Source organism: Novosphingobium clariflavum (assembly GCF_026420865.1).
Taxonomy (GTDB): Bacteria; Pseudomonadota; Alphaproteobacteria; order Sphingomonadales; family Sphingomonadaceae; genus Novosphingobium; species Novosphingobium clariflavum.
The window spans coordinates 300,312-325,671 of the sequence record NZ_JAPCWC010000006.1; the positions used below are offsets into that span (position 1 = coordinate 300,312).

23 protein-coding genes, 1 tRNA gene and 1 pseudogene are annotated in these 25,360 nt (G+C 60.0%); 7 read left to right on the forward strand and 18 right to left on the reverse strand.

The window, feature by feature from the left end; all coding sequences use genetic code 11:
• Positions 1–64 precede the first annotated feature (64 nt).
• The 3 genes from ntrX (at position 65) to hflX (ending at position 3,583) form a co-directional block, all read left to right on the forward strand.
• A complete protein-coding gene (gene ntrX, locus OKA11_RS11100) occupies positions 65–1,459 on the forward strand; it encodes a nitrogen assimilation response regulator NtrX (RefSeq protein WP_142633750.1) in 1,395 nt (464 codons plus the stop codon).
• Positions 1,460–1,647: 188 nt separating this feature from the next.
• Positions 1,648–2,223 carry an RNA chaperone Hfq gene (gene hfq / locus OKA11_RS11105; protein WP_207078561.1) on the forward strand — a complete coding sequence of 192 codons (576 nt, stop codon included), beginning with the start codon at positions 1,648–1,650 and terminating at the stop codon, positions 2,221–2,223.
• A 19-nt stretch (positions 2,224–2,242) separates the two neighbouring features.
• Positions 2,243–3,583, forward strand: coding sequence for a GTPase HflX (gene hflX / locus OKA11_RS11110; RefSeq protein WP_267220227.1), 1,341 nt, complete (start codon positions 2,243–2,245; stop codon positions 3,581–3,583).
• Here hflX and mazG read toward each other — a convergent pair.
• From mazG to OKA11_RS11160, 10 genes are all read right to left on the reverse strand, one after another.
• The gene (gene mazG / locus OKA11_RS11115; RefSeq protein WP_267220264.1) at positions 3,560–4,345 is read right to left on the reverse strand and encodes a nucleoside triphosphate pyrophosphohydrolase; all 786 of its coding nucleotides are present in this window, start codon (positions 4,343–4,345) and stop codon (positions 3,560–3,562) included. The two genes, hflX and mazG, sit on opposite strands and share 24 nt — an antisense overlap.
• 67 nt (positions 4,346–4,412) lie before the next feature.
• Positions 4,413–4,598: a hypothetical protein gene (locus tag OKA11_RS11120; protein ID WP_267220228.1), complete on the reverse strand. Its 186-nt coding sequence runs from the start codon at positions 4,596–4,598 to the stop codon at positions 4,413–4,415.
• On the reverse strand, positions 4,595–5,374 hold the full coding sequence (locus tag OKA11_RS11125) for an MBL fold metallo-hydrolase (protein WP_267220229.1): 780 nt from the start codon (positions 5,372–5,374) through the stop codon (positions 4,595–4,597). Before OKA11_RS11125 ends, OKA11_RS11120 begins: the two co-directional genes overlap by 4 nt.
• The gene (locus OKA11_RS11130) at positions 5,371–6,159 is read right to left on the reverse strand and encodes a TatD family hydrolase (RefSeq protein WP_267220230.1); all 789 of its coding nucleotides are present in this window, start codon (positions 6,157–6,159) and stop codon (positions 5,371–5,373) included. The genes OKA11_RS11125 and OKA11_RS11130 overlap by 4 nt, the downstream gene beginning before the upstream one ends.
• A complete protein-coding gene (gene metG, locus OKA11_RS11135; protein WP_267220231.1) occupies positions 6,159–7,724 on the reverse strand; it encodes a methionine--tRNA ligase in 1,566 nt (521 codons plus the stop codon). Before metG ends, OKA11_RS11130 begins: the two co-directional genes overlap by 1 nt.
• A 26-nt stretch (positions 7,725–7,750) precedes the next feature.
• Complete coding sequence (locus OKA11_RS11140) at positions 7,751–8,728, reverse strand: DNA polymerase III subunit delta' (protein WP_267220232.1); 978 nt, start codon at positions 8,726–8,728, stop codon at positions 7,751–7,753.
• A complete protein-coding gene (gene tmk / locus OKA11_RS11145; RefSeq protein WP_267220233.1) occupies positions 8,725–9,369 on the reverse strand; it encodes a dTMP kinase in 645 nt (214 codons plus the stop codon). The genes OKA11_RS11140 and tmk overlap by 4 nt, the downstream gene beginning before the upstream one ends.
• Positions 9,366–10,529 (reverse strand): D-alanyl-D-alanine carboxypeptidase family protein, encoded by a 1,164-nt coding sequence (locus tag OKA11_RS11150; protein WP_379489279.1) that lies wholly within the window; start codon positions 10,527–10,529, stop codon positions 9,366–9,368. The genes tmk and OKA11_RS11150 overlap by 4 nt, the downstream gene beginning before the upstream one ends.
• Before the next feature lie 189 nt (positions 10,530–10,718).
• A complete protein-coding gene (locus OKA11_RS11155) occupies positions 10,719–11,702 on the reverse strand; it encodes an SPOR domain-containing protein (RefSeq protein ID WP_267220234.1) in 984 nt (327 codons plus the stop codon).
• Complete coding sequence (locus OKA11_RS11160) at positions 11,686–12,735, reverse strand: lytic murein transglycosylase (RefSeq protein ID WP_267220235.1); 1,050 nt, start codon at positions 12,733–12,735, stop codon at positions 11,686–11,688. The genes OKA11_RS11155 and OKA11_RS11160 overlap by 17 nt, the downstream gene beginning before the upstream one ends.
• 173 nt (positions 12,736–12,908) lie before the next feature.
• Between OKA11_RS11160 and OKA11_RS11165 the strand changes: the two genes are divergently transcribed.
• Positions 12,909–12,998: transfer RNA gene (locus tag OKA11_RS11165), tRNA-Ser, on the forward strand.
• Positions 12,999–13,536: 538 nt separating this feature from the next.
• On the opposite strand, the pseudogene OKA11_RS24675 reads toward OKA11_RS11165, so the two are convergent.
• The 3 genes and pseudogenes from OKA11_RS24675 to OKA11_RS11185 all read right to left on the reverse strand — a co-directional run.
• Positions 13,537–14,514: pseudogene (locus OKA11_RS24675) on the reverse strand (recombinase family protein); the annotation flags it as partial.
• Entirely contained in the window at positions 14,511–14,810 is a 300-nt protein-coding gene (locus OKA11_RS11180) for a hypothetical protein (protein WP_267220237.1), read from the reverse strand. The pseudogene OKA11_RS24675 and the gene OKA11_RS11180, both read right to left, overlap by 4 nt.
• 251 nt (positions 14,811–15,061) lie before the next feature.
• Positions 15,062–15,514 carry a hypothetical protein gene (locus OKA11_RS11185; protein ID WP_267220238.1) on the reverse strand — a complete coding sequence of 151 codons (453 nt, stop codon included), beginning with the start codon at positions 15,512–15,514 and terminating at the stop codon, positions 15,062–15,064.
• 124 nt (positions 15,515–15,638) lie between these two features.
• Here OKA11_RS11185 and OKA11_RS11190 point away from each other — a divergent pair, with 124 nt between their 5' ends.
• The gene (locus OKA11_RS11190; RefSeq protein ID WP_267220239.1) at positions 15,639–16,535 is read left to right on the forward strand and encodes a hypothetical protein; all 897 of its coding nucleotides are present in this window, start codon (positions 15,639–15,641) and stop codon (positions 16,533–16,535) included.
• Here the strand turns inward: OKA11_RS11190 and OKA11_RS11195 are convergent.
• From OKA11_RS11195 to OKA11_RS11215, 5 genes are all read right to left on the reverse strand, one after another.
• Positions 16,495–18,264, reverse strand: coding sequence for a type IV secretory system conjugative DNA transfer family protein (locus OKA11_RS11195; RefSeq protein ID WP_267220240.1), 1,770 nt, complete (start codon positions 18,262–18,264; stop codon positions 16,495–16,497). The genes OKA11_RS11190 and OKA11_RS11195 overlap by 41 nt on opposite strands.
• A gap of 70 nt (positions 18,265–18,334) precedes the next feature.
• On the reverse strand, positions 18,335–18,958 hold the full coding sequence (locus tag OKA11_RS11200) for a hypothetical protein (protein ID WP_267220241.1): 624 nt from the start codon (positions 18,956–18,958) through the stop codon (positions 18,335–18,337).
• Positions 18,959–19,176: 218 nt separating this feature from the next.
• Complete coding sequence (locus OKA11_RS11205; RefSeq protein WP_048577845.1) at positions 19,177–19,425, reverse strand: hypothetical protein; 249 nt, start codon at positions 19,423–19,425, stop codon at positions 19,177–19,179.
• Between the two features lie 87 nt (positions 19,426–19,512).
• Positions 19,513–20,661 carry a 5-methylcytosine-specific restriction endonuclease system specificity protein McrC gene (gene mcrC, locus OKA11_RS11210; RefSeq protein WP_267220266.1) on the reverse strand — a complete coding sequence of 383 codons (1,149 nt, stop codon included), beginning with the start codon at positions 20,659–20,661 and terminating at the stop codon, positions 19,513–19,515.
• Positions 20,661–22,904, reverse strand: coding sequence for an AAA family ATPase (locus OKA11_RS11215; protein ID WP_267220242.1), 2,244 nt, complete (start codon positions 22,902–22,904; stop codon positions 20,661–20,663). Before OKA11_RS11215 ends, mcrC begins: the two co-directional genes overlap by 1 nt.
• A 163-nt stretch (positions 22,905–23,067) precedes the next feature.
• On the opposite strand from OKA11_RS11215, the gene OKA11_RS11220 reads away from it, so the two are divergent.
• A complete protein-coding gene (locus OKA11_RS11220) occupies positions 23,068–24,192 on the forward strand; it encodes a Fic family protein (RefSeq protein WP_048577847.1) in 1,125 nt (374 codons plus the stop codon).
• 548 nt (positions 24,193–24,740) lie between these two features.
• A partial coding sequence (locus OKA11_RS11225) for a type IIL restriction-modification enzyme MmeI (RefSeq protein ID WP_323748319.1) occupies positions 24,741–25,360 on the forward strand: 620 nt, incomplete at its 3' end.

The window sequence follows — 25,360 nt, forward strand, 5'->3', positions numbered from 1 at the left end:
CTCCAACAAGGCCTCCAGCGCTCTTTCGACCGCTCTCCATATTCCTCCAGATGAAGACAATGCCATGGCCCTCGAAATTCTGATTGTCGATGACGAGCGCGACATCCGCGAACTGGTTGCGGGCGTGTTGAGCGACGAAGGCTATGAATGCCGCACAGCAGGGGACAGCGGCGCTGCGCTGGCCGCGGTCGATGCGCGCCGCCCTTCGCTGGTCCTGCTGGACGTGTGGCTCCATGGGAGCCCGATGGACGGGCTCGAAGTACTCGACGCGATCAAGGCGCGTGAGCCGGGGCTGCCGGTGATCATCTTTTCCGGCCACGGCAATATCGATACCGCGGTTGCGGCCATCAGTCGCGGCGCCGTGGACTTTATCGAAAAGCCGTTCGAGGCCGAAAAGCTGCTGCACCTCGTCGAGCGCGCAACCGAAACGGAGCGCCTGCGCCGCGAAAATGCGCAGTTGCGCTCGGATTTCACCAGTGGCGAGGAGTTCACCGGATCCAGCGGCGTCATCAACCAGGTCCGCGCGACGCTGAAGAGAGTCGCCAATACCGGCAGCCGCCTGTTGATCACGGGCCCCGCAGGATCGGGCAAGGAAGTGGCCGCGCGGCTGCTCCATGCCTGGAGTGCGCGCGCAAGCAGCGCTTTCGTCAGCGTAAATTCGGCGCGTATCACGCCTGAACGCTTCGAACAGGAGTTGTTCGGCGAGGAAAGCGAAGGGGCACTCGTGCGCCCGGGCCTGCTGGAGATGGCCGACGGCGGGACACTCTATTTCGACGAAGTGGCCGACATGCCGCTATCGACTCAGGCCCGCATCTTGCGGGTGTTGACCGATCAGGCGTTTGTCCGTGTTGGCGGCACCCGCCAGATCCGCGTGGATGTGCGGGTGGTCTCCTCCACTTCGCGTGATCTCGAAAAGGAAATTGCCGAACGGCGCTTCCGCGAGGATCTTTTCTATCGCCTCAACGTGGTGCCAGTCACCATTCCCGCTCTGCGCGAACGGCGCGATGACATTCCATCGCTGATCGATCATTTCTTCGCACGCTACGCGAACGAACAGGGGATTGCGCCGCCGCAGGTCAGCGCCGAGGCAATGACCGCGCTGCAGGCTTATGAATGGCCGGGCAATGTCCGCCAGCTTCGCAACGTGGTCGAACGAACCGTCATCATGGCACCGCGCGAAAAGCTGGCCCGGATCGAGGTGGACATGCTGCCGCCCGAGATCTTCGCCAATCGCACCGGCGGTGAGGCCGGAATTTCGGTGATGATGAGCGCACCGCTGCGTGAAGCGCGGGAAACCTTCGAGCGCGAATATCTGAGGCTTCAGATTCGCCGTTTCTCGGGCAATATCTCGAAGACGGCATCGTTCATCGGCATGGAGCGTTCGGCCCTGCATCGCAAACTCAAGCTGCTCGGTATGGCCGAACGGCGCGAGGGCGAACCTGACGATGAGGAAATCTGAGGCATCCAAAACGGCGGAAACCTCGGGGATTCGGAGCTTCTCTCAGCATCTGTCATCGTCTTGCTACATTTTTCGCGTTTACTGCATTGCAGCAAGACGGTAGATTTTGATTCGAGAACGGCCATTGCCATCAGGGCAGGGCCAGATCGCGGACCGCATAAGCGGCCGCCAAAAAAAGGAGCATGAACATGGCTGGCCGCACGCTGACCGCGCGTCCTCGTCCCACCCCCCCGCCTGCGGAAGAAAACCCCGCGTCGCCTCCGGTTGCCGCCGGCACTTCGGCGAGCAAGGGGCAGAACCTCCAGGACCAGTTCCTGAACCTCCTTCGCAAGAACAAGACGCCGGTCACGATGTTCCTCGTGAAGGGCGTGAAGCTCCAGGGCATCGTGACCTGGTTCGACAATTTCTCGATTCTCCTGCGTCGTGACGGTCAGTCGCAGCTTGTCTACAAGCATGCGATCTCGACGATCATGCCCTCGACGCCGATCGACGCGCGTCAGTTTTCCAACGGCGCTGAAAGCACCAAGAAGACGCGTGTTCTTCAGGATGTCTTTCTGTCCAGCATCCGTAACGCCGGTGTTCAGGTCACGATGTTCCTGATCAATGGCGTCATGCTCCAGGGCCGTGTTGCCGCTTACGACCTGTTTTGCATGCTGCTGGAGCGCGAAGGCTACGTTCAGCTGGCCTACAAGCATGCGGTTTCGACGATTCAGCCCGTGACTCCGGTCGACCTTCAGGCGCATGAAGAAATCGACGAAGACTGACGAGCAAAGCTGAACCGATTTGAACGACGAACTCAAGGGCGAGGTCACGCGCGGCGCGCGTGCCCTTGTCGTCTATCCGCAAATGCGGGGTCGTGGAGACCTCGATACCGAAGCCCGTCTTGAAGAAGCGAAAGGGCTCGCCCTCGCGATCGGCCTTGTCGTGGCCGAAGCCATGGCAATTCCCATCCGCGAGCCGCGCGCCGGCACGCTCTTCGGCGAAGGCCAGATCCAGAACATCGGCGTCGCCTGCGAGCTGAACGAGGCAGAACTGATAATCGTCGACGGCTCACTGTCGGCGATCCAGCAGCGCAATCTCGAGGAAAAGCTCAAGCGCAAGGTCATCGACCGTACCGGACTGATCCTGGAGATCTTCGGTGAACGCGCCGCGACCGCGGAAGGTCGCCTCCAGGTCGAACTGGCGCACCTCGATTACCAGGCTGGTCGCCTTGTGCGCAGCTGGACTCACCTTGAACGTCAGCGCGGCGGTTTCGGCTTCCTTGGCGGCCCCGGCGAAACGCAGATCGAGGCGGACCGCCGCATGATCCGCGATCGCATGGGCAAGATCCGCCGTGAACTGGAGCAAGTCCGCCGGACACGCGGCCTGCACCGCGACCGGCGTGAAAAGGCACCTTGGCCGATTGTCGCGCTTGTGGGCTATACGAACGCAGGGAAATCGACCCTTTTCAATTATTTGACGGGCGCTCAGGTGATGGCGCAGGATCTCCTGTTCGCCACGCTGGATCCGACGATGCGGGCCATTCGATTGCCCGGCGTCGAAAAGGCGATCCTCTCGGATACCGTCGGCTTCATTTCCGACCTTCCTACCCAGCTTGTCGCGGCCTTCCGTGCGACCCTGGAGGAAGTGACGGCCGCCGATCTTATCCTGCACGTCCGTGACATCGCCAACCCCGACACCGAGGCACAGAAGCGGCAAGTGCTGGACGTACTGGCCGACCTCGGAGTGCTTGGCAGTGGCGAGAACGAAGACGGAGCAGGGGAGGCCGAGCCCGCGATCCCGATGATCGAGGTGTGGAACAAGTGGGATCTTCTCGGGCCTGAACAGGCCGAAGAGCTGCGTGAGGTGATTGCACACCGCGTTGGCGAGACGATCGTGCCGATTTCCGCGCTCACCGGCATGGGATGCGACGCGTTGCTGGAAACGGTGGGCTTGTCTCTCACCGAGGATGCAAAGCTCTACAGCTTTGTCATTCCTGCGGCAGACGGCCAGCGCCTGGCATTCCTGCATGCGCGTGGTGACGTCGTGTCCGAAGAAGATGCTGGCGAAAACGAGCAGGGGCCTCTGCTGCGGGTGCAGGTACGCCTTGCCGACCGCGAGCTAGGCCGTTTCAGCGCGCTCTGACCGCTTGACCGCCTGCCAGTAAGCCTCCTGTTCATCGAGCGAGAGCGCCGCGAAATCCAGTCCATCCCGGGCGGCAAAGGCCTCCATGGACCGGAAGCGGCGCTCGAACTTGGCATTGGCTGCGCGCAGGGCGTCTTCGGGGGCGATACCATTGAGGCGGACCAAGTTGACGGCAGCAAAAAGCAGGTCGCCGGCTTCCTCCAGGCGGTCTGCCTCGCCGGCCTCTGCGAGTTCGGCCATTTCTTCGGTAACCTTTTCCGCGGCACCGCTGGGATCGGGCCAATCGAAACCGACGCGGGCGGCGCGCTTCTGGAGCTTCTCGGCCCGCATCAACGCCGGCAGGGAGATAGCCACGCCGTCGACCGCGCTCGTTTCACCCTTGTTCGCGCGTTCCTTGGCTTTCAGCTTTTCCCAACGCTCGGTCTGGGCATCACCCGAGGTCTCTTCACCAAAGATGTGAGGATGGCGCGATTCCAGCTTGTCCGAGATTGCGGCAGCGACATCGCCAAACGCGAAGTGGCCCAGTTCTTCGGCCATGCGGGCGTGAAAAACGACCTGAAGCAGCAGGTCGCCGAGTTCTCCGCGCAGATCGACCATGTCTTCGCGCGCAATGGCGTCGGCGACCTCGTAGGCTTCTTCGATCGTGTAGGGTGCGATCGTCGCGAAATCCTGCTCGCGGTCCCATTCACAGCCTGAAACCGGATCGCGCAGCCGCGCCATGATGCCCAGAAGACGATCGATCTGGTGGTGGTACGGGGTCATGATCACCTGCGGCAAGATAGGTTGATAATATGTATTATGTTAAATTTGTGATCGCCACTATTCGAAGTCATCCCTTTAGCCGCACGCCAAAGGTCTCGATCACCAACGTCAACGTAATGATTATGAGTGCCCAGATCAGCGCCATCTTGAGGCCCTTGGCAAAGCCAAGCTCCCGAAAGCGGGAATGGCTGGATACCAGGATCAGCGCACCGATCACGGAAATGATGCCTGCGATCGTTGCGCTGTTGATCACGGTTCGATCACCATTCCATCATAACCTACCGAGACATTGTCCGGCACTTCGGCGGAAAGCGTTGCGTAGTCCATCGACTTGTCGAGATGTGTCAGAACCGCCTTGCCCACCCGGCAGACCGACGCCAGTTCCAACGCCATACCAAGATGTGCGTGCGTGGGATGCGGTTCGCGGCGAAGGCAGTCGACCACGAGCAGGTCCGCGCCATAACAGAGGTCAACCATTCCCCCGGTAATTTCGCTGAAATCTGTCGCGTAACACACTGATTTACCGTCGCAATCGAACCTAAATGCGGTGGATTCCGCCGGTCCGTGCGGCATTTGCACGTGATCAACACGGAAACCTTCGCACAGGCGCATGGTATCAAGGTTGTCGAGGCTAATCAGGGTTGGATAGCCGAACTGGCCTGCAAAGACATACCCGAAGCGCTGCCGGAGGCGCCGGACCGTTTCGGAGTTGGCAAAGCCGGGTATAGGGCCTGCGCGCCCATAGCGCAGCGGACGCATGTCATCGATGCCATGGCAATGGTCCGCATGATCATGGGTCCAGAAAACCGCATCGATGCGGTGGATGTCGTTGGCCAGAAGCTGCGCGCGCAAGTCGGTCGACGTGTCGACGAGAATGCGGCTTCCGGCATCGCTTTCCAGTAGGATCGATACGCGGGTTCGGCGATTTTTAGGCTCGTTTGGGTCGCAAAGCCCCCAATCGGCTCCGAATTCGCCGCCGAGGCGCGGGACCCCCGTCGAGGTTCCGCTACCAAGCATCACCACTTTCACGACACGGCCTTTCGATCGGCCTTGGTGAACAGCGCAAAGAAGTTGCGCGACGTAACTTCTGACAGTTCCTGCTCGCTCACGCCTCGCAGGTTCGCGACGAAACGCGCGGTGTCGGCCGTATAGGCAGGCTCGCAGCGTTTGCCGCGATGCGGGACCGGCGCAAGGAAAGGAGAGTCCGTTTCGACCAGTAGCCGATCTTCAGGAATCGTCTTAACAACCTCCTGTAAATCAGCGGCGTTCTTGAAAGTCACGATACCGGAGATCGAGATTGTGAGGCCGAGGCCCAGCACCTTGCGGCCGAAATCAGCGCTAGCCGTAAAGCAGTGGATCAGTGCCGGGAAGGCGCCCTTCCCCATTTCCTCCTCGAGAATGCGGAAGGTGTCGTCCTCCGCATCGCGCGTATGGATGATCAGCGGCAGGCCGGTGGTCCGCCCGACCTGGATATGCGTGCGGAACAGCGCCTGCTGCACGTCCCGGTCGGACTTGTCGTAATAATAGTCGAGCCCGGTTTCGCCGATGCCGATCACCTTGGGGTGCCGTGTTGCTTCGAGCAGTGCAGCTTCGCCCAGATCGGCATGCTGGTCGGCTTCATGGGGATGAATGCCGACCGAAGCCCATACGTCCGGGATACGCGCGGCCGTACCGACCACGCGATCCCATTCGCTCTGCCGCGTCGAGATGTTGAGGAACCCCTTGATCCCGGCAGCGCGGGCGCGATCCAGCACGCCCTGCTGATCCTCGACCAGGCCTTCGTATTCAAGATGGCAATGCGAATCTATAAACATCAAGCCGTTGCTTCCGTACCCTCGGGCAATTCGAGGCGGGGGAACACGCCTTCCGGCTTTTCCACCTTGAAGCCCCTTGCGGCAAGCGCGGTAAACCAGTCCGCATCGGCCAGCGACGCGTAGCCACGAGCTTCCGTGGCGATACCCATCTGGTCAAGCAACTTGTCGATCGAGTTGGGCACGACCGGACGCACCGCGATGGCGAGATCGCGCACGACGCGGAACAAGGTCATGAGCACAACTTCCATGCGCGCGGGGTCGGTCTTGCGCAGCGTCCAGGGCGCTTGCTCGTCGACATATTGGTTGCAGGCGAAGACGGCGCGCATCCAGGCTTCGAGGCCGTCGCTGAAGGCAAGATCGGTGAAGCTCTTGCGCAGGCCGGCAATACCCTCGGCGACAGCGGCAAACAGCGCCTTGTCCGCTTCAGATTCCTCGAAGCCCACCTTGATTTCGCCATCCAAGTTCTTGAAAATCATGGAAAGACTGCGCTGGGCAAGGTTGCCGAAGCTATTGGCGAGTTCGGCATTGGCTCGCGTGACAATCGCTTCTGGCGACCAGGAGCCGTCCTGACCGAAGGCCACTTCGCGCAGCAGGAAATAGCGTACAGCATCGACGCCGAAGGTTTCGGCAAGGCCGATCGGATCGGTCACGTTGCCGAGCGACTTCGATTCCTTCTGGCCGCGATTGAGCAGGAAGCCGTGGCCGTAGACCTGCTTGGGAAGCGGAAGGCCTGCGCTCATCAGGAACGCCGGCCAATAAACCGTATGGAAGCGGACGATGTCCTTGCCGATCAGGTGCAGGTCTGCCGGCCAGAACTTGGCGTAGTCGCCGCTTTCATCCGGGAAACCGAGGCCGGTGAGGTAGTTCGTCAGCGCATCGACCCAGACGTACATGACATGGTTGTCGCTGCCCGGCACCTTGATGCCCCAGTCGAAGCTGGTACGCGAAACCGAAAGATCGCGCAGGCCGCCTTCGACGAAGCGCTGGATCTCGTTGCGGCGGGTGTCGGGACGGATGAAGTCGCTCGAATTGTAAAGCTCGAGCAGTTTGTCCTGGTACTTCGACAGGCGGAAGAACCACGATTCCTCGACGGTCCATTCCACCGGCGTGCCTTGTGGGGAGAGCTTGGCGCCCCCTTCCCCTGCGACCAGTTCGGATTCGTCATAATAGGCTTCGTCGCGAACCGAGTACCAGCCTTCATACCGGTCGAGATAGAGGTCGCCGTTCGCTTCCATCCGGCGCCACAATTCCTGCGTCGCTTCGTGATGGCGTGCTTCGGTGGTGCGGATGAAGACATCGTATTCGATGTTAAGAGCAGCGCACATATCAATGAAATGCTGCGACATTTCCGTCGCTAGCTGTGCCGGCGTGATGCCGAGGTCACGTGCCTTTTGCGCCATCTTCAGGCCGTGCTCGTCGGTGCCGGTCTGGAACCGCACGTCGAAGCCTTCCGCCTTGCGGTGGCGGGCGATGACGTCGGCGGCAATGGCCTCGTAGGCATGACCGATATGCGGCTTGCCGTTGGGGTAGGAAATGGCGGTGGTGACGTAATAAGGCTCGGCCATGCGGCGTCGCAATTCCTTGCTGGAGTTTACGGGCGAGCCGCCTCTCTAGGCATCGCGGCCGATGCCAGCAAGCCGCCAATTTCCATTACGAGAAGGCCGGCATCGAAATTGTAGGTCGGTGCCTGTGCGGAAATCTGCATGAGCGTGCCATGGGCCTCGATTAGCGCGAGTTGCCGGGGGCGCGAAGCCGCAGCCAGTTCTCCCGCCACCACCGTGCGGGCCAGTTCGAGCGTCGCCAACTGACGGCCGCGCGGAGGCCTTGCCCCCATCTCGTCGGCGAGTGCCCCGCGAAGGTGGTAATCGCGATCTCCTTCGTGGAGGATCCTCAGCATCAAGTGATGGATCCCGGCGAGGTCATGCTCGACAAAGCTCAGTGCAACACCGGGCGATCCCTGCGCGGCCTCGATGGCGGTGCGGCGGATCGAGGCATCCGATTCCGGCAGTTCCCGCCGGATCACTTCATCGAGTTCGGCTTCGCTGAGCGCCGAAAAACGCAGGACCCGGCAGCGGGATCGGACAGTGGGTAGCAGCCGCCCCGGCTGGTGCGTAACCAGCAGGAAAAACGTTCCCGCCGGCGGTTCCTCCAAGGCCTTGAGCAAGGCGTTGACCGCGCTTTTCTCCAGTTCGTCGGCAGGATCGATGACGATGGCGCGGCGCTCGCCCAACGTGGGCTTGGTGGCGAGGCGACGGATCATCTCGCGAACCTGGTCCACGGAGATGCTGCGCTTGGCCTGCCAGGGCTTGCCCTCAGCCTTCTTCTTGGCCTCGTCGTCGTTCGCGGGCAATGCCTCGAGGATGTGAATATCCGGGTGGGTGGCGTGATCCGGGCGCGGGTGGCCGGGCTGGCGAACCAGTTCCGCCGCCGCTTCACGCGCGAAGGCCCGTTTGCCGAGCCCGCGTTGCCCGGCGAGTAGCCAGGCGTGATGCATGCGCTCCGAGCCTATGGCAGCAAGCCACTCGTGCCATGCCTCGCGCTGGCCGACGAATGGCAGCACCTCGCTCACGCCCCGGGACTTTCGGGCAGCAGCACCTCCAGCGCCTGCATGGCAAGCGCCCGTGTCTGTTCCGGCGATCCATTACCGTCAACGCGAACGAAGCGCATCGGCTCCTCCTCCGCAAACCGGACAAATGCGGCGTTGACGCGCGCGTGATAGGCCGCTTCACGGCCGCCGATGTGATCGCTTCCATCGACGTCGCGGAGGGACACGCGGGTGCGGGCTACTTCCGGCGACACTTCGATGAGCAGGGTGAGGTCCGGCAGCAGGCCTTCGCTGCCGATGGCATGCAAAGTGCGCAGATCCGCGTCCGACAGCCCGCCGCCGCCGCCCTGGTAGGCGCGGCTGGAATCGAGATAGCGATCGCAGATAACCCAGGCTCCGCGGGCGAGCGCCGGACGGATCAGCTTCTCGACATGGTCGGCGCGGGCGGCTGCGAACAGCAGTGCCTCGGCGCGTGCGCCCCAGCCATCGCCTTCGGCGTGCAGCAGCAAGTTGCGGATCGCCTCGGCACCGCGCGTTCCGCCCGGCTCCCGCGTGGTCACCACTTCGAGCCCGCGTGCTCGCAGGGCATCGGCAATCAGCCGCGCCTGCGTGGACTTTCCAGCCCCTTCCCCGCCTTCCAGCGCAATGAATCGTCCCGGTTTCATGCGAAGAGACTGATAAGGCCGTTCCAGAGCCTGTCCAGCGGACCGCCCACGGCAACGTCGCGCCCCGCGTAAAGAGGGACGCGGCCGGGCGCGAGACCGTCAACCTTGATTTCGAGGCTTCCGACTTCGTCCCCCTTACGGATCGGTGCCACCAGCGGCCCCTTGTAATGGACGGCGAGCGTAACCTTGCGATTGTCACCGGTGGGCTGGGTCGCATGAACCTCGCGGTTGGCGACCAGCGGCACCGAGCGGTCGGTGCCGCCCTGCACTTCGGCCTGCGCGACAGGCTGACCCTGATCGAACAGGTGCCGAGGCGTCCACGCCGAGAAGCCCCATTCAAGCAAGGCCCGCGCTGCGGCATCGCGCTGCTTGGGCAAGGGCGATGCCGCCAGCACCATCACCAGACGGCGGCCATCGCGTTCTGCGGTGCCCAGGAAGTTGTACCCTGCCTCGCGCGTGTAACCGGTCTTGATACCGTCGGCACCGGGAACCACCCCTACTGTCGGGTCATGGCTGCGCATGGCGACGTCGCGCCACATGTAGTGCTTTACCCCCGAGAATTCGCGATAGAGCGCCGGATGGCGGGTGATCATCGCGTCGGCAAGGCGAACAAGATCGCTGGCGGTGACGTAAGTGTGGCCCTCGTCCATCCAGCCATTGGGCGTATTGTAGTGGCTGCGCGACATCCCGAGGCGGCGCGCGGCGTCATTCATCTTTGCCGTCCACGCGGGAATACTGCCGGCGTAGCCTTGGGCAAGCACGATCGCGCCGTCATTGGCGGACGCTGTCATGATGCCGTGAAGGAGGTCGGTCGTGGTTGGCTGGTCCTTTTCGGTCAGGTACATCGAAGTGCCTTTGGCAAACCATTCCCGTGCGGTTTCCGGGCGCACCGAAAAGCGGCGGTCGAGCGGCAGGCGCCCCGCGTCGATTTCCTCGAAAGCCACGAATGCCGTCATCACCTTGGTGACGGAAGCCGGCAGGAATGGAATGTCCGGATGGTTCTGCACGAGTACCTGTCCCGAGCCGATATCGACCAGCAGACTGACCGGAATGCCCTGCAATTCCGCAGGCGGCGTCGGAATTGCCGCATTTGCAGGAACCCCGAGCGCGATAGCCAGTGCCGAGGTGATGAAACGGGCGGACTTAGGAAAGAACTTCAAGACGCGACTTCTCCCGGCGCGCCCTCGTGGCGGGGTGCGATGGTGCGGGGCGCGCCGTCCGATCGGCCGGTGCGCGAGATTCGCGAGTGGCTATACCGCGCGCGGTGCCACCGCTCCAGCGCTGCGGCAGCTTGTGCACCGTTTGCGAAGGAGCGGACCGGTCCTGGCCCAGTCAATCCGTCTCCGCGATCAGTCCCCGCGCTGGATCCTGGCGTCCTTGTAGCCTGCCGATTGCGCCTTGCGCAGCGCGGCTGCAGCCTGCGTGTCCGCCTGGAATGGACCGAGCCGGACACGCCAGAGCTTGCCCGCCTTGCTCACGGAGCCGCCCAGTTGCGCGGCCACCTTTCGCGCGTTGGCTTCGACGGAAAATGCCCCGACCTGCACGAAAGCGCCATCCTTGCGGGGGGCGCTGGCGGAAGGAGGAGATACCACTGCCGGTTTCGCAGTCGGCTTTTCGGTTGGTTTCGCTGCTGGCGGCGCAGAGCGGATGGGGGGCTGTGGTGCGGCAGACGTCGCGCCTGGCGCTGGCTTTGGCGTAGGTGCGGGCGAACTGACGGGGCTATCCTGAGGCAGGGGCAGCGACGTCGGCATTCTGGGCGGCGTCGAAGGCGGCGGTAGCAACGGTGACTGCTCGGCAAGCTTGCGGCGAAGCACTCCAAGCAGGCCTTCGGGCGTGGCCATGCGTTCCGGCGCGCGCGCGCCGCTGCGCAGCAGGGCCCGCTCCGCCTCGGGCGGGTTGACACGCCGGATCCGGATGGGCGTGTGCGAGCCTGGCGTGACACCAAGTTGGGCAGCGGCATCGCCGGAGAGTTCGACGAGGCTGTCGTTGACCATGGGGCCCCTGCGCTCGATGCGTACAAGGATGGTGCGGCCGGTGCCCAGCGCCGTCACTTCAGCATAGCTTGGCAGGGGCAGCGTCTTGTGCGCGGCAGTCACGCCCGTTCCCTCCCCCGTCGTGGCATAGCCTACGGCGTCGTAATTAAGCTGGTCGGCCGGCGTCCAGGTCGTTCCAGCGACCGTGAACGGTTCGCCCACTACCACTGGATAGTCGGCAGCAGGGCCGCTTGCCGCGGGTGCGGCGACGGGCGCCCTGCGCTCTTTCGCCGCGAGCGGCGAGGTAACGAGGACAATCAGCGCCGCAAGCGGCAGCGCATGGTTAACGGGCAATCTCATCTGCAAGCAACCCCACCGACAAGGCGTAGTAGTTCGAGCAGTTGTACTGGAGGATGACCCGATAATTCCCGGTTAACAGATAGGCCGAAGTTCCAGGACCGTCGGGCTGGAAGAGCGAGGCCTGCACCTGATCCCCAATCGGCCCTAGCGGCGTCACGCCAAGCGCCCGCCATTCCGCCACGCTCTTCCACTGGCCATGCCGGGCGTGGACGGCAGCACAGGTCGGCGCCGACAGTTTGGTCGCATAGCTGCTGGCCGAAAAACCCGCTGGGAGCGACGCGCGCACGCCCCAGGGTTGGCCAGGCCGCCAGCCCGCATCACGAAAATAGTTCGCGATCGACGCCAGTGTGTCGGCCGGGCTGGAAAAGATGTCACGCGTACCATTGCCGTCGCCGTCTGCAGCAAGGCGCAGGTAGACGCTGGGAAGGAACTGCGGATAGCCAAAGGCCCCTGCCCAGCTTCCCTTGAGCTTGTAGGTAGGCACCCCCTGATCGACCATCTTCATCAGTGCGATCAACTCGTTCTCGAACAGCTGCCGCCGTCGCCCTTCCCAGGCAAGCGTTGCCAGCGAACGCGCCAGATCGAAATCACCGACATAGCTGCCGAAATTGGTCTCATGGCCCCAGATCGCGAACAGCATCTTGGCCGGCACGCCGTAACGCTGTTCGATTGCGGGCAGGATCGAGGCATTCTGCGCGTAGCGGTCCCTGCCGCGCGCGATGATGCTCGGGCCGACGTGCTGCGCGATGTAGGGGGCGATCGGCGGCGGTGAGCTGCTGCGGTTGGGCTGTGCGCTGTCGAGGTCGACGACACGCTGATTGGGCGTCAAGCCGGTTAACACCTTCGCGATCGTCGGGTCGCTGACACCTTCGCGCCGAGCCCGCGCGGCGACCGACTGCAAATAGGCGTCAAACCCCTGAGCGGCGGCGCTCTGGACGACGGCCTGCGCGTGCACCGGCACGATCGGCGCGGCAGTCGCGGCTGCGGCAAGGATGGGAAGGCGCAGAAAACGAAGCTTCGAGGAAAAAGTCATCGCCGCCAAATCTTGCACAATGCAGCGCCGATGCAAATGCCCCGGCGGCATCATCCGTGGACAGTCACCGCATGCCGGCTGCACTCCGTCCCAATCTGTCCACAGTGCAACGAGCGCTCTTGCATGCTGTCAGCTTTGCGCTATGCGCGTTGCCCGCAGCAGCAATCCTGCATGGAAGAGTGGCCGAGTGGTTTAAGGCAACGGTCTTGAAAACCGTCGATGGGGCAACCTATCCGTGGGTTCGAATCCCACCTCTTCCGCCATTACCTTTTCACGGTCGAAATCCGTCCCCAACATCTTGAACGGCAAAGACAATTCAGGGGTTCGAACACCCTCATTCCAGTCGTATTCCAAATGAGTGGCCAGAACCAATTTTTGGACAATACGCTTGTCTTCAAAACTCCCGGTTTCCCATAGTTTCCAAGGGTTTCCGAGGAATTCAAAAGCGGTTCGAAAAGTTTCGTCATAGCCTCGCGCGACTGTGCCGCAGCGATTGGTCTTTTCGACCATCGCGAGCTTCTGACGCTCCAGTTCTTCAACCTTGCGCTCATACGCACCGATCACGGTTGCGCTGTCGGATTCAACGATGCGATCCAGAAAGTGAGCGACCTTCTTTTCAATCGCGGCAATCTCCAGCTTCATCGAAGCGCGAGTCTCTTTCACCTTGGCCTCCGCCTCATCCCAGCGTTTGCGGAACAGCTTGGAGACGAGAGTGAAAAGCTCTTGGCTTGGCACGAGCGCGCGAAGCAACTCTTCAAATGCGTCTTCGATCTTCGCGCGGGCTACCGACTTGCCGAATTTCTCGCAGCCCCGGTGACGACAAACGTAGTACGGGAATTTTTTGCCGTGGCGACCTGTCGAGAAATTGGCTGTCATCGGATGATGACAGCAGCCGCAGGCGGCAAAGCCGCGCATGGGAAACGCAACATTGATGTCCTGCCGGACAGGTGCATAGACCTTTCCAGTCAGGCGCTCCTGAACCCGCTCAAAGGTTTCAAGTGACACAAGGCCTTCGTGCTGCCCCTTGCGGAGCGACACGCCCATTTCCTTACTCTCGATATACCCGGCATAGATTGGGCGCGTGAGAATGCGGTTCACCTGTTCATTTGTCAGGAAGCCATGACGGCAAAGCGGAAACTCTGCATGATCTTCGAAGAACCGCTTCACCTCAGCCCGTGAATTGAAGCGTCCGCTGGCATAGCCTTCGATCCCTTCCGCAATAATAGATGCGAGTGGTTCATCACGAATAATAACACTGCCGCCGCCGGAAGCTTTTTGGTAGCGATAACCGAAGGGCGCATTGAACACCCAGAACCCGTTCTGAAGACGAGCCTTCATTCTATTCTTGGCCTGTTCGCCATTCTTCTGACGCTGATGCTGCGAGACGCTTGCAAGCAGATGCTCCACCAGCAGACTATCGGAGTCCGTGCCAAACTCGATGGACGGAGATTCCAGCATCCCGCCCGCGCCCGCAATGTCGGCGCGGAGTTTCAGGTGCGCCTCGATCCCGCGCGCCAGACGGCTGATGTCGTCGATGATGACGACCACATTATCTTTGCGGTGCTTTTTGAGAAACGCCAGCATGGCAATCATCCCCGGACGCCCGGAGAGCGAGCCGGACATATCATCGCTGAATACCTGCACGACCTGATGACCACGATAGCCAGCGTATTCGCGGCAGCGCGTTTCCTGTGAATCCAAGCCATTACCTTCACGGGCTTGCTTCTTGGTGCTGACGCGACAGTAGATGACGGCTTTCTGGTTTGTTTTTCTGGTCATGGCGCAAATTGATCCGCTGATCGTTCGGGTTTCGTTACGCCATCGACTTCGGCGTCAACTTCCCCAAATGTACCGGATGCAAGGACTCCGCCGCAAGAGTCAGAGGCCGAAAAAGCCCGGTTTGCCCTCGCAGAAAGCGAGATTTGGACCGGACTCCAGCCAAATTCCTGATCGATGATGGAAATGATGATGTTGTCGATGAGCCGGATCAGTTCTTCCTGCCTGCCATCCGGCAGGCCGAGCGCCGCAATATCTGCGCGCAGTTCCTGCATTTCGTCCGGCGATAGCATCTTCATCAAATGACTGTCCCGCCGCCATTGGCGGCTCTCGAATGAGCAAGGTCAGTCCGATCTACAGATGCCTGTGTGACGGTCGGGGGGATTACTCTCCCCAAGCGCATTCGCTTAAATTCCTGTGGGCCTCATGTCTCCCCGATGCCCGAATATACATTTTGCGTCGAAACGCTTATGTAATAATATTACCACAACCATCGATTGATATGCAATTAAACGACAATCGGGCCGCGTGAGCCACGCGGCCCTGTCTGTTACCGGATGACCAATGCGGCTTGTGCGGGATTGGTAATGGCAAGCGCCAGCCAGAGAAGTTTCAGCCGAGGCACTACCCGACCTTGCGCAACGCGCTTCGGCATCGCCATCCCGGCCCTCAGAAAATCAGAAAGCCAGCGTTCGGATGGGTCAGCATCGGTGCGGAAGATTTCATCGACATCAATCTCCGCCACATTGATGCAGCGCCCCTTCTCGTCAATGGCAATGCCTTCGAACTCCGTGAAGACATGATTCAGGTGATCGAGAACCGAGCGCCGGGACAATCCCTTCGGGCGATAGGCCATCGAAAGGCGATGATAAGCCGAGGGCTGGGCGAGGACGGCATCGAACGGCAACCGAATGAATCCCAGATCGAAGGGATTATTGTCGTTAGCGCTAGTCGCGCAAACACAGGCGACCTTCAAAAACAGGCAGGTGCGACACGTCTCCATTTTGCTTCTCCTCACTGTTTGCTAACAAAAGGAAGATGCTGGAAAATCGGGCGGTTTTCAGCGATTTTGGTGTGACAGGCGCGTCACAGAATCATTGGCGACTTCGGGTTGACAGGTCTGACACATGCCGCGACATATCTGCGACATGGATCAGGCAAATGACATCCCGCTCTTCGACGGCACTCCGCGTTCCATCGCTGTCCTGAAAGCCGCAGCCAAAGAGTTGCAGCCATATTTATCGCTCAAAGCGCAAGCCGAGCAGATCGAAGCTTGGTCGCGTGAGAGAGCCGCAAATCTTGAGGGCTTCCGGGGCGTCAGTCTGGATCGCCGGAAGTGGCATAGGTTTGTCACCCGCGATGCCACCTACAAATCCAATGAACCCGATTTGCCGCCCGCAGCATGGGATTGGTTTTTCGAGAAGCAGCGCCACGCCATAGAGCCGCTATGGAAGACGATGCCGGACTATCACCCCGACGTGCCAAACGCGGTTGCGCCATCGCTGAACCGATTTCTGACGCCGACGCAAAAGTCTCTCGACCTGAATGCCCTCAGACTTTTGCGGGGCGACTATGCCGTTTATCGACCCTCTTTCGTCAGCCTAGACGAGATCATGGTGATGTCGATGAAATGTGGCTTCGATGACGACCCTTCGCGCTTCACCATCGACATGGCTTTCATTAACGACGATGACGAGCAAGCCGAAGAGCATGTGGATGGCTTCGCTATTCCCTATCAATCCTGCATTCTCTTTCAGGGGCGCTTGAGGGAAACGGGCGCGCCGTTCATCTTCATCATGTCGAGCCTGCCCCTTGATCCGAAGACAGGCGGCTATTCACGTGGCGATGGTACTTTATTGGTCGGCGCGAGCGGCACGCTTTCGAGCGCCTATCCGATCACGATGCGACGGGCGAACAAGCCCGTCACCTGTCGAACCTACACACCCAAGGAGTTCAAGGCAGAGTTTCGCGCCCATCGCGAGATCATGCAATTTCTTGGCCGGGGGATTGTCGGATGGCGCTAAACGCCGCGTCCTGATCCCAATTCGTTCGCCAGAGCGCGACGGGTTCGCTGTCCAGAAATACAATCTGCCGTCCCGTTTTTCGGTCGAACAGCCGAGCGATTTCGTCGGGGTTGAGCAACGCCGTCCGGTGGATGCCCTCATTTGCGGTTTCAGTCGTGCTGCTGCCCGATGAACTGCTATCGCCGTGCTGGATGCTCTCGCCGCCTGAGACGCCCTTTTGATTGGTGACTCCTTCGCTATGCCCCGTGCCGCTTGCGCCGGAGCGTGCGATAAACGGCAACAGGCCCGAACCGCCATCGCGCGCCGCTAGGCGCGAGAGGTCCGGCATTTCAGATTGCCCCTGCGAAGTGCCGTTCGATTCCGACCAGCCCGCCGTTTCCGTGCGTCCCTGACTTTTCGAAATCTGCGTCGTCGTTGCCGATGACGTGCCGCGCGTTTCGCGGATCAGCTCAATCTGCCCCATGCGCTTTGACAGCCATTCGAGCGTCGTCAGATCGGCATTGGCGAAGAACTGCAAAATCCCGGCATTGCCGAGAAAGGTTTCCCATGACTCCTTGTAGTGCCGCTTGAGCTGCCCCAAATCCTGCAAGATCGGCCAGAGCTTCACGCCGTACCCGGCCATAAGCCCCGCCGCTTTCTCGATCACTTCCAGCCGACCGAGCGCGGCAAATTCATCGAGGACGAACAGAACCGGATGGCCGCATTGCGGCTGTTCCAGCCCTTGCGCTTCCATCCGGTAGAGCATGAGGTTCAGCATCAGGCGCAGAAACCTTGCATGGGTTGGAATGAAGCGTGCGGGCAAACACAGATAAACGGACAAGCCTCCTTTGGCGGATTTCAGCTCGTCGATGTCGAGGTGATTGCCGCTTGATCCATCGAGGCAAGATTGGAGCCACGGGCTGTCTATGAATTTGGTATTGCGCCGCGCAGTCGATAGAACGCTGCCTCGCTCATTCTCGCCCATGTCGCGAACCGAGTTTGCGGCCCCTGCGATCACATCGCGGACGGCGCGATTTGCCGCGATGGAACTGGACATCTGAATCCACAGCGCATCGAACGGCGAAACCTCAACGGCCTTGTCACCTTTTTCCGCGACGCGCTCCGCATAGAGCTGATCGGCATATTCAGGATCGCCGATGGTGAGCAACTTCCGGACACGAACAAGCGAGCGGCGCGCGCCATATTCGCTTGTGGCGACATGGAGTAGCACAGCCTCGAATATCTGCCGGGCGCTTTCGACCCAGTGAATATCTTTGCCGTCTTCGCCGCCGACCATCACCGCGTCACCGATGGCGGCGGCGATGTCGATAGCGTCATCGTTCTCAGCGTCGATAAGGTCGAGCGGATTGAAGCTCATGCGCAGGCTATCCGGCACATCGGCGCTATGATGGGGATCGATCACCGCCACGCGATGACCTTCCCGCTTTGCGCGGATCACGGCGGTTCGCGTCGCATTCTCGCCCTTTGGGTCGCTCACGACGCAACTGCCCGGCCACAGGAACAGGTTAGGAATAATCGCAGATCGCCCCTTACCGGATCGGCTTCCAGCTACCGTGACGATATGACGGTCATCGCCATTGCCGACCGCCTGCCCGTGATCGCCGCGCCCGAGCCAGAACAGGCCTTCGCGCCAAGCGGTTGAAGTCTGTGACCACTTCGCCGTCCCGAGCAGGGATTGCCGAGACGGATCGTCGGGAACCCCGCGTGGAAAATCGGAGAAGATCGACACAGACACACTCCCAATAAAAATCCGGCACATCTTGCGATGCGCCGGATGGAGGCTTGGGGGATTTGGGTTGTTAGCGCGGAGAGGCGCGCGAGCCGTTGCCGCGAGTGTTCACCACGAGCGTCGCAGGATCGGGAACGCCTGCCATCAGGTTATTGATCTTCTTTGCCAGATCACCCTGCGTCAGTTCGGATGCTTCTTGGATCATACCTGCGCGAGCCTGACGCGCCTTCTCGCAGGATTGCTGATCGCCGATGGCGCAAAGCATATCGTAAACGGCAATGACCGTCGCGCGACCGCCATTCGTCTGCTGGAGCAATTGTTGGCGAAACTGTTGCGCTAAGTTTTCCATGCGGAGGCCTTCCTGCGCTATCACGTTCGTTCGCTGGTAAAGCGTCTGATACGCACCGACGAGGATTTCCTTGTCGGCCTGCACGTCGGCCAGTTCACGCTGAAAGGCGATTTCTGCCTTGGCCTGCCCAGTGCGTTCGGCTTCCGCGATCTTCGCGCGGTACTGATCTTCGGTCAGAGTCATCTCGCCCGGAGCTACGCCCATCTTCTGATTGAAGATGCCCGTTTCCGTCCGGGCTTCGATGGTTGCGAGAATGTCCGTTGGGCGGATGCCGGGCCGCAAGGCCAGCTCCCCGAGTGCCACGCCAGCGACGAGGATCAGCCCGCCACTCGCCAGTGCAGTCATGATCCGCCGCATGTGCCGTGGACCTTGAAATTCGGCACGCGGTGATGGCGATGGCGCGGACATCTTTGGAGGGGGATTGGTTTCGCCAACAGGCTTAATCGACGGGAGTTCGGGCGGATTGATTTGCAAAATCGCCTCCTATGCAAATGAAGCCGCAGGAACTCTGCGGCTTCACGAAGCGATAAGGTCCGATCAGAACCGTTCGGGGGGATAGGCGATTAGAATGGAATTTCGCCATCCAGATCACCGTCGCTTTCCGGGTCGTAATTGAGCATTTCGGGATAGTGGCGTTCCACGAAGTCATCATCATCTTCGATGCCGTTGCCCAGCAGAATGTCAGAGAGAATGCGTCCGATAGCCCATTCTTCTGTTCCCCATCCCGCGATCAGGGTCAGGTCTTCACGGACGCTTTCATCAAACCGAATTTCGAAGGTGAGATCGCCAACCTTGGTCACTTCGATCATCATCTCACTGCCTCCTTTTAATGAAGGAGGACGACCTCGCACTCAGTATAGAATTAAGCGGGGGAATAGAGTTGGCGGGAGGACATTCGCCTATGATCCAACATCGTCATTTTGCAACAAACGACTAATGAATGGTAGCCTCTGAAGATTTCTGATAATATCGTCACTCGGAAGTGATAGGTCAATTGTCACCATTCTCAGATTGTGCCCTTGGATTTTTGCGGTCTCGTCAATGTTTATTCCCATAGAAGGGTAAATTAACCAGCCTTCACAATTTTCCGAAAGCGGGTCATTTATTTTTTCTTGGCTGCGAAGGTAAGTATATAGCTGATAAAGGTGGCCCGTCTTAAATCGTTCGGTTTCAAATTTCGATTTAGCTAGAATACCCGTAAATTTGGTATCGATGATTATTCGTCGCCCAACTTGCTCGTTCTCAAGAATGATGTCGGTAATCATGATCGGCATAAAGGTTGAAAAACCACGGGATGACGATGTGATGGGCCAACTAAATTGTTTGCCCGGATAAACCCTCCAACCGTCGTCGCGCGACAATTCGCTCGCAAAGAAGTTGCTAATGGCCTTCTCGAACAGTTTCCGAAACTTGGCTTCCTCCCGCTGCGCTTTCGGGATGCTCCGCGATCCCACCGCTTCCATAGGCAGCACGAGATCGAACACGGCGCGGGCCAGAGAGACCATGAGACGGTCATCGCCTTCGTGGCGGGCGATTTGGTCTGCGGCCATTTCCGAGCGTGTCGGTTCCTTGCCTGACACGCCGACGCGCCCGAGATCATTCGCCAGCGTGCGGCAATGATGGGAAAGATCGGCATCATCGAGGATTATCGACGACAGTCTGGCGAGGGCTGCACGCACCAACCTGTTTCGGGGAGTGTCGATGGTCAGCTCATCGAAGCGGCAGGCGACTTCGCCCCGCCGAAATAGGTCTTCGGATACCGTCTTTAGGATGTCGATCCTGCCGCGAATGCGCTTCAACACCTCATTGCGACGGCGATAGCCGAAGCTAAGGTTGCGCCGCAGCCGCTTCTCGACCGCAAAACACAGCAGGCGTGCAATCAGGGATTTGAGGTCGGGAGATTCCTCGACTTCGGCCTCGAAGCGCTCGGAAAACTGGGCTAATCCCGACGCGTAGAGAAAGAGCAGCCAGACATTCCTGATCGGAATTTTGCCGACAAGGCTCTCGTCCGCGTCCGCATCGGGAATGTCGAGCGCCGCATCCAGCATCACAGCGCGTCCAGCAGCCGCCCCGTGAGCTTTCTGGCGCGGTCGGGATTGTCGTACCAATATTCTTCGAGCAGCGGCGCGATCTCGGTCGAGATAATTTGCCGCAACCATTCACGCGGATTGTCGATCTTCTCCGCCTTCGCAGGTGTTACATAGCTGTGACCGATACGGAATTGCGGTCCGAGCGAGCGGTCGCCGGCGATCTCGTCGTTCAGTTCCCCGAAAAGCCTCTGGATCAGGGCAACCGCATCATCGTCAATTCCGGCCTGTTCGCCGCACCATGATTTCCAACGGTCATTCAATCGCGGCTCAAGGGTGACGAAGGCAAATCGGCGGCGAAGTGCAAGATCGACAAGGGCGAGCGAGCGATCCGCGATGTTCATCGTGCCGATCACATAGAGATTGTCGGGGATGAAGACCCGCTCTCCCTGCACCTGCCTGTAGGCCAGCTCGATGGCCTCTTCCTTGTTCCGCTTGTCGCGCTCCAAAAGCGTCAGCATCTCGCCGAAAATCTGCGCGGGGTTGCCCCGATTGATTTCCTCGATGACCACGACAAACGGGCGGTCACGCTCGGCTCTTGCGGCCTCGACCGCTTCCAGAAACAGCCCGTCAACGAGTGACAGTTGGCCGTTTCCGTCAGGCCGCCATCCGCGCACGAAATCTTCATACGATAGCGAGGGGTGAAACTGGATCGACCGTACGCGCTTTTTCGTGACCTTGCCGTCGCGGGTTCCAATGAGTGCGTAGCCCAGCCTCTTAGCCAGCCACGTTTTGCCTGTGCCAGGCGGACCTTGCAGGATCAGGTTCTTCTTCTGCTTCAAGCGTTCCAGCGCATCGCCGAGTTCGGCATCTTCCAGAAAGCAGCCATCCGTCACGATACTGGCAAGGTCGTAGGTCTCGAATGCAGCTTCATCCCCCTCGACCTCGATGTCCTCGTCGCCGTCCTCGAAAAACGGTTCGAGCGTTGCGGTCGTCTGGGGCCGATACTTCTTCGCGAAGTATGGCACCCGCAGCCAGAATGCGTAGTCCTGCTTGTGATCGCCGAAGGTGAACTGAATGAGGCGGCGAGCCAGATCATCGGAAGCATCCGCTTCCACGACGGTGACGCGGTAGGTGTAGAAGAACCACTCCTTGGGCGGATCGAGCTTTTCCCAATCCACCTTGACGCTCTTTGCATCTTTGGAGGTTTCGGTGATGGTCCCGATGGCCTTGATCCGCATACAGGAAACGACCTGCCCCTGACTATCGAAGGGCAGGTTGTATTTCTGGGTGTAGGAGGCCTTGATCGCGATGCGGTCGCCCACCTGCATACGGCTCACATGGTCCGAGAATTTGTCGTCGTAGCCGTTCTGCCAGATACCTTCTTCGACAAACCTGTCCGTCTGGTCTTCCGTCCCGTCCCCCCAGACCGCACCGACAAACCAAAAGCGCCTGTTCGGATCGCCGAAAAGGTCGCTGTCGTCGGTGACATGGGGTGCGGGTGTGTCGTCATCGGCATCATCGCTGCCGTTTTTGACCTTGAAGCGCGATTGCACGTCCTTGAACAAGGCGAGTGCCGCGTCATGGTCGAGGTAAGTTTCACGCCCCTCCGTGGTCAGTGCCCACACGCCGCGCTTCTTGCTGTCCAGCAAGCCTGCTTTGGTGAGGTAAAAACGCGCCCAGCCGACCTTGTTCTCGAATTTGGATTGCCCGCCCTTGGTCTGCCCATGAAGTTCCTCGTCAGGCACTTCGGCACGGTCGAGCACGCCCGCATAAACTTCCTTTGCTTCCGCCGATCCGCCAAGAGCGCGGAGCGCGTCGAGAACAACGGGAAAATACCGTACGAATTTCGGACCCGCCGCCTTGCTGGCTTTCTTCTGGGGTTTCTCGGGAAAGGCGGGATCAGCTGGTGCCGTCTGCGCCCAATCGAAAGTGCGCTGCTGTTCCTCTTGCACGAATGTGTCGGGAGACGTGACACTGCGCCCGTGACGCTTCGCCGCATTCACGAACCCCTCGATTGCCCCATCTTTCATGCGTCCTGTGCGCAAACCGTCCTTATCGACGACAATGGAGGTGATAAGAGGCCAGTCCCGCACGGCAGCTTCCTGCACCAATTCTTCGAGGTGCCTGTTCATCGCATAGCGGACCTTGGACCATTCGGCGTCATGCGCTTTGGCGATGTCGCCATAACTTAAAAATTCCCGCCTTTTTGCTGCGGCGAGAATGGCTTGATAGGTCGTATTTAGATCAAGATCATCGGACATGAGAACGAGGCTATATCATCGCAACCTGCCTCAATAGGGCAAATCACAACTTATCCTGTGCCATGCGGAGATTGTCGCCCCTATTCTCCGCACCGTATGCGGAGAATGTAATTGCCCTTTGCGGAGAATATGGGCTATAATCTCCGCAAGAGGTGCGGATATTATGACATATATCCATGAGCGGCCCGAATGGCCGAAATTCGAATGGAACGCCGATGAACTGGCGGCAACGCTAGCGAATGTCCGCCATCGGCAAGGCCGACTGATAGGCCGCATGGAAGGTCTGGGCTTCTCGCTCCGCAAGGAAGCCGTCCTCCATACCCTCACCGAAGACGTTCTGAAATCCAGCGAAATCGAAGGCGAGCAACTGGATAAGGAACAGGTGCGATCCTCTATCGCGCGCCGCCTTGGCATGGACATCGCCGGATTGGTCCCAGCCGAGCGCAATGTCGAGGGTGTCGTCGAGATGATGCTAGACGCCACGCAGAATTATAGCGAGTCGCTAACAGAGGAACGCCTCTTCGCTTGGCACGCTTCCCTCTTCCCGACTGGCCGAAGCGGCATGACCAAGATCATCGTCGGCGGATGGCGCGATGATGCCAACGGTGCGATGCAGGTTGTATCTGGCCCCATCGGACGCGAGCGGGTTCATTATGAAGCTCCAGCCGCGCCGCGCCTACCCGACGAAATGGCGGCGCTTCTCGAATGGATGGAACGCGATGCCGGGATTGATCCCGTCATCAAAGCAGGCCTTGCCCATCTATGGTTTGTGACTATCCACCCATTCGAAGACGGAAACGGGCGGATAGCCCGTGCCATTGCCGACCTCTATCTGGCCCGTTCCGAGCAAAGCCAGCAAAGATTTTACAGCATGTCGTCCCAGATCAGGGCCGAGCGCAATCGCTACTACGACATGCTGGAGGCCACGCAAAAGGGTGGCCTCGACGTGACAGGATGGCTGCGATGGTTTCTGGAATGCCTCGAGCGCGCTATTGACCGGGCCGAGGAAACGCTCGCCTCAGTCATGGAAAAAGCGCGCCTGTGGGATGCCATCAAGGGGCAACCCATCAGCGAAAGACAGCGCCTTGTCATCAACAGATTGCTGGACGGCTTCGAGGGCAAGCTCACCTCTTCCAAGTGGGCGAAGCTGGCGAAATGCTCGCAGGACACAGCCGCCCGCGACATCGACGACCTTGTGAAACGCGGCATCCTTGTCCGCAGTGAAGCAGGAGGAAGAAGCACCAGCTACACGTTGGCAATGCCCGTTGGGGACGCCGAAGCCCCATAAGGCAGGAAGCGAAAGGCTCAGTTCAAAAGCAAGAAAGAACGGGCTTACGCTGACCGCAAGATGTGCGTGGTACTACCACGCCTATCTTGGGAAGGGGCGCTGCGCCCCCGTTCCATCCCCAGCAGTGGCGCGTCACTGGCATTGAGCCAGCTCCGCACCATCGGGGAGAATTCTCTCTCCCCGACCGGAGCCGCGTTGCGCTTCCTCCCCCCATATCCCAACCCTACGCGGATTGGATACCGTCAGGGCATTCGCGCCCTGAACCACGACCAAGGCGTATGCCGCCCTTGGACCCTGCACGGTGGTTTCGCCCACCGCGACGACCGAAAGGGCGTGCCTGCCCCTTGGAACCCAGCCTCTCCCCGAGAGGCCAACCGTCCGCCGATTGGATGCCCGCTAATGTGGATAGCCGCATACATGGAGCGGGTTCTAGGTGACAAATTCCGCCCCCTGATCTACCTATGGCGGTGGCGAAAATGTCGGCGATTCAGCAGACAACCCCATCAGGGAGGCCACGGAATTTGACGTAACAAGGAACCCTTAGGCGCATGAACGCTGTCGAAATCGAAGAAGCCGTATCCGACCTTGCGATTGCGCCATTCGATCCAGTCGAATTCCCGTATGCGTTCCTTGCCGCCTTCGGAAACAAAGACACTACCATCAAGCGCCTTCGGGCGGGCGCGTCGAACACGTCTGACGTTGCGGGCGGCGTCCTTCAACGCAACAACATCCATATTGCCACCTGTGCCGCTGGTCAGGTCAATGCGACCCTGAGGGCTTTGCGTGAAAGCCCGAAGACGGCCCAAGCGAAGGCGAAATTCATCCTCGCCACCGATGGCGAAACGCTACAGGCCGAAGACCTGTTTAGCGATGAGCCGCCCATCGCATGCAACTTTACCGAGTTCCCCGATCACTTTGGTTTCTTCCTGCCCTTGGCAGGTATCACCACCGTCAAACAGATCAGGGAAAGCTCGTTCGACATCAAAGCAACGGGACGCCTGAACCGCCTTTATGTAGAGCTGCTGAAAGATAACCCCGAATGGGCGAAGCCCGCCCGCCGACCGGATATGAACCACTTCATGGCCCGCCTGATCTTTTGCTTCTTTGCGGAAGATACCGACATATTCAGCGGCTCTGGGCAGTTCACTGCTACCATCGACCAGATGAG

Excerpts from the sequence above, each read along its gene's own strand:
- ntrX (WP_142633750.1), top strand. The coding sequence starts at position 65 with ATGGCCCTCGAAATTCTGATTGTCGATGACGAGCGCGACATCCGCGAA.
- hfq (WP_207078561.1), top strand. The coding sequence starts at position 1,648 with ATGGCTGGCCGCACGCTGACCGCGCGTCCTCGTCCCACCCCCCCGCCT.
- mazG (WP_267220264.1), bottom strand. The coding sequence starts at position 4,345 with ATGACCCCGTACCACCACCAGATCGATCGTCTTCTGGGCATCATGGCG.
- OKA11_RS11130 (WP_267220230.1), bottom strand. The coding sequence starts at position 6,159 with ATGTTTATAGATTCGCATTGCCATCTTGAATACGAAGGCCTGGTCGAG.
- metG (WP_267220231.1), bottom strand. The coding sequence starts at position 7,724 with ATGGCCGAGCCTTATTACGTCACCACCGCCATTTCCTACCCCAACGGC.
- tmk (WP_267220233.1), bottom strand. The coding sequence starts at position 9,369 with ATGAAACCGGGACGATTCATTGCGCTGGAAGGCGGGGAAGGGGCTGGA.
- OKA11_RS11155 (WP_267220234.1), bottom strand. The coding sequence starts at position 11,702 with ATGAGATTGCCCGTTAACCATGCGCTGCCGCTTGCGGCGCTGATTGTC.
- OKA11_RS11160 (WP_267220235.1), bottom strand. The coding sequence starts at position 12,735 with ATGACTTTTTCCTCGAAGCTTCGTTTTCTGCGCCTTCCCATCCTTGCC.
- OKA11_RS11180 (WP_267220237.1), bottom strand. The coding sequence starts at position 14,810 with ATGAAGATGCTATCGCCGGACGAAATGCAGGAACTGCGCGCAGATATT.
- OKA11_RS11185 (WP_267220238.1), bottom strand. The coding sequence starts at position 15,514 with ATGGAGACGTGTCGCACCTGCCTGTTTTTGAAGGTCGCCTGTGTTTGC.
- OKA11_RS11190 (WP_267220239.1), top strand. The coding sequence starts at position 15,639 with ATGCCGCGACATATCTGCGACATGGATCAGGCAAATGACATCCCGCTC.
- OKA11_RS11200 (WP_267220241.1), bottom strand. The coding sequence starts at position 18,958 with ATGACTGCACTGGCGAGTGGCGGGCTGATCCTCGTCGCTGGCGTGGCA.
- OKA11_RS11205 (WP_048577845.1), bottom strand. The coding sequence starts at position 19,425 with ATGATGATCGAAGTGACCAAGGTTGGCGATCTCACCTTCGAAATTCGG.
- mcrC (WP_267220266.1), bottom strand. The coding sequence starts at position 20,661 with ATGCTGGATGCGGCGCTCGACATTCCCGATGCGGACGCGGACGAGAGC.
- OKA11_RS11215 (WP_267220242.1), bottom strand. The coding sequence starts at position 22,904 with ATGTCCGATGATCTTGATCTAAATACGACCTATCAAGCCATTCTCGCC.
- OKA11_RS11220 (WP_048577847.1), top strand. The coding sequence starts at position 23,068 with ATGACATATATCCATGAGCGGCCCGAATGGCCGAAATTCGAATGGAAC.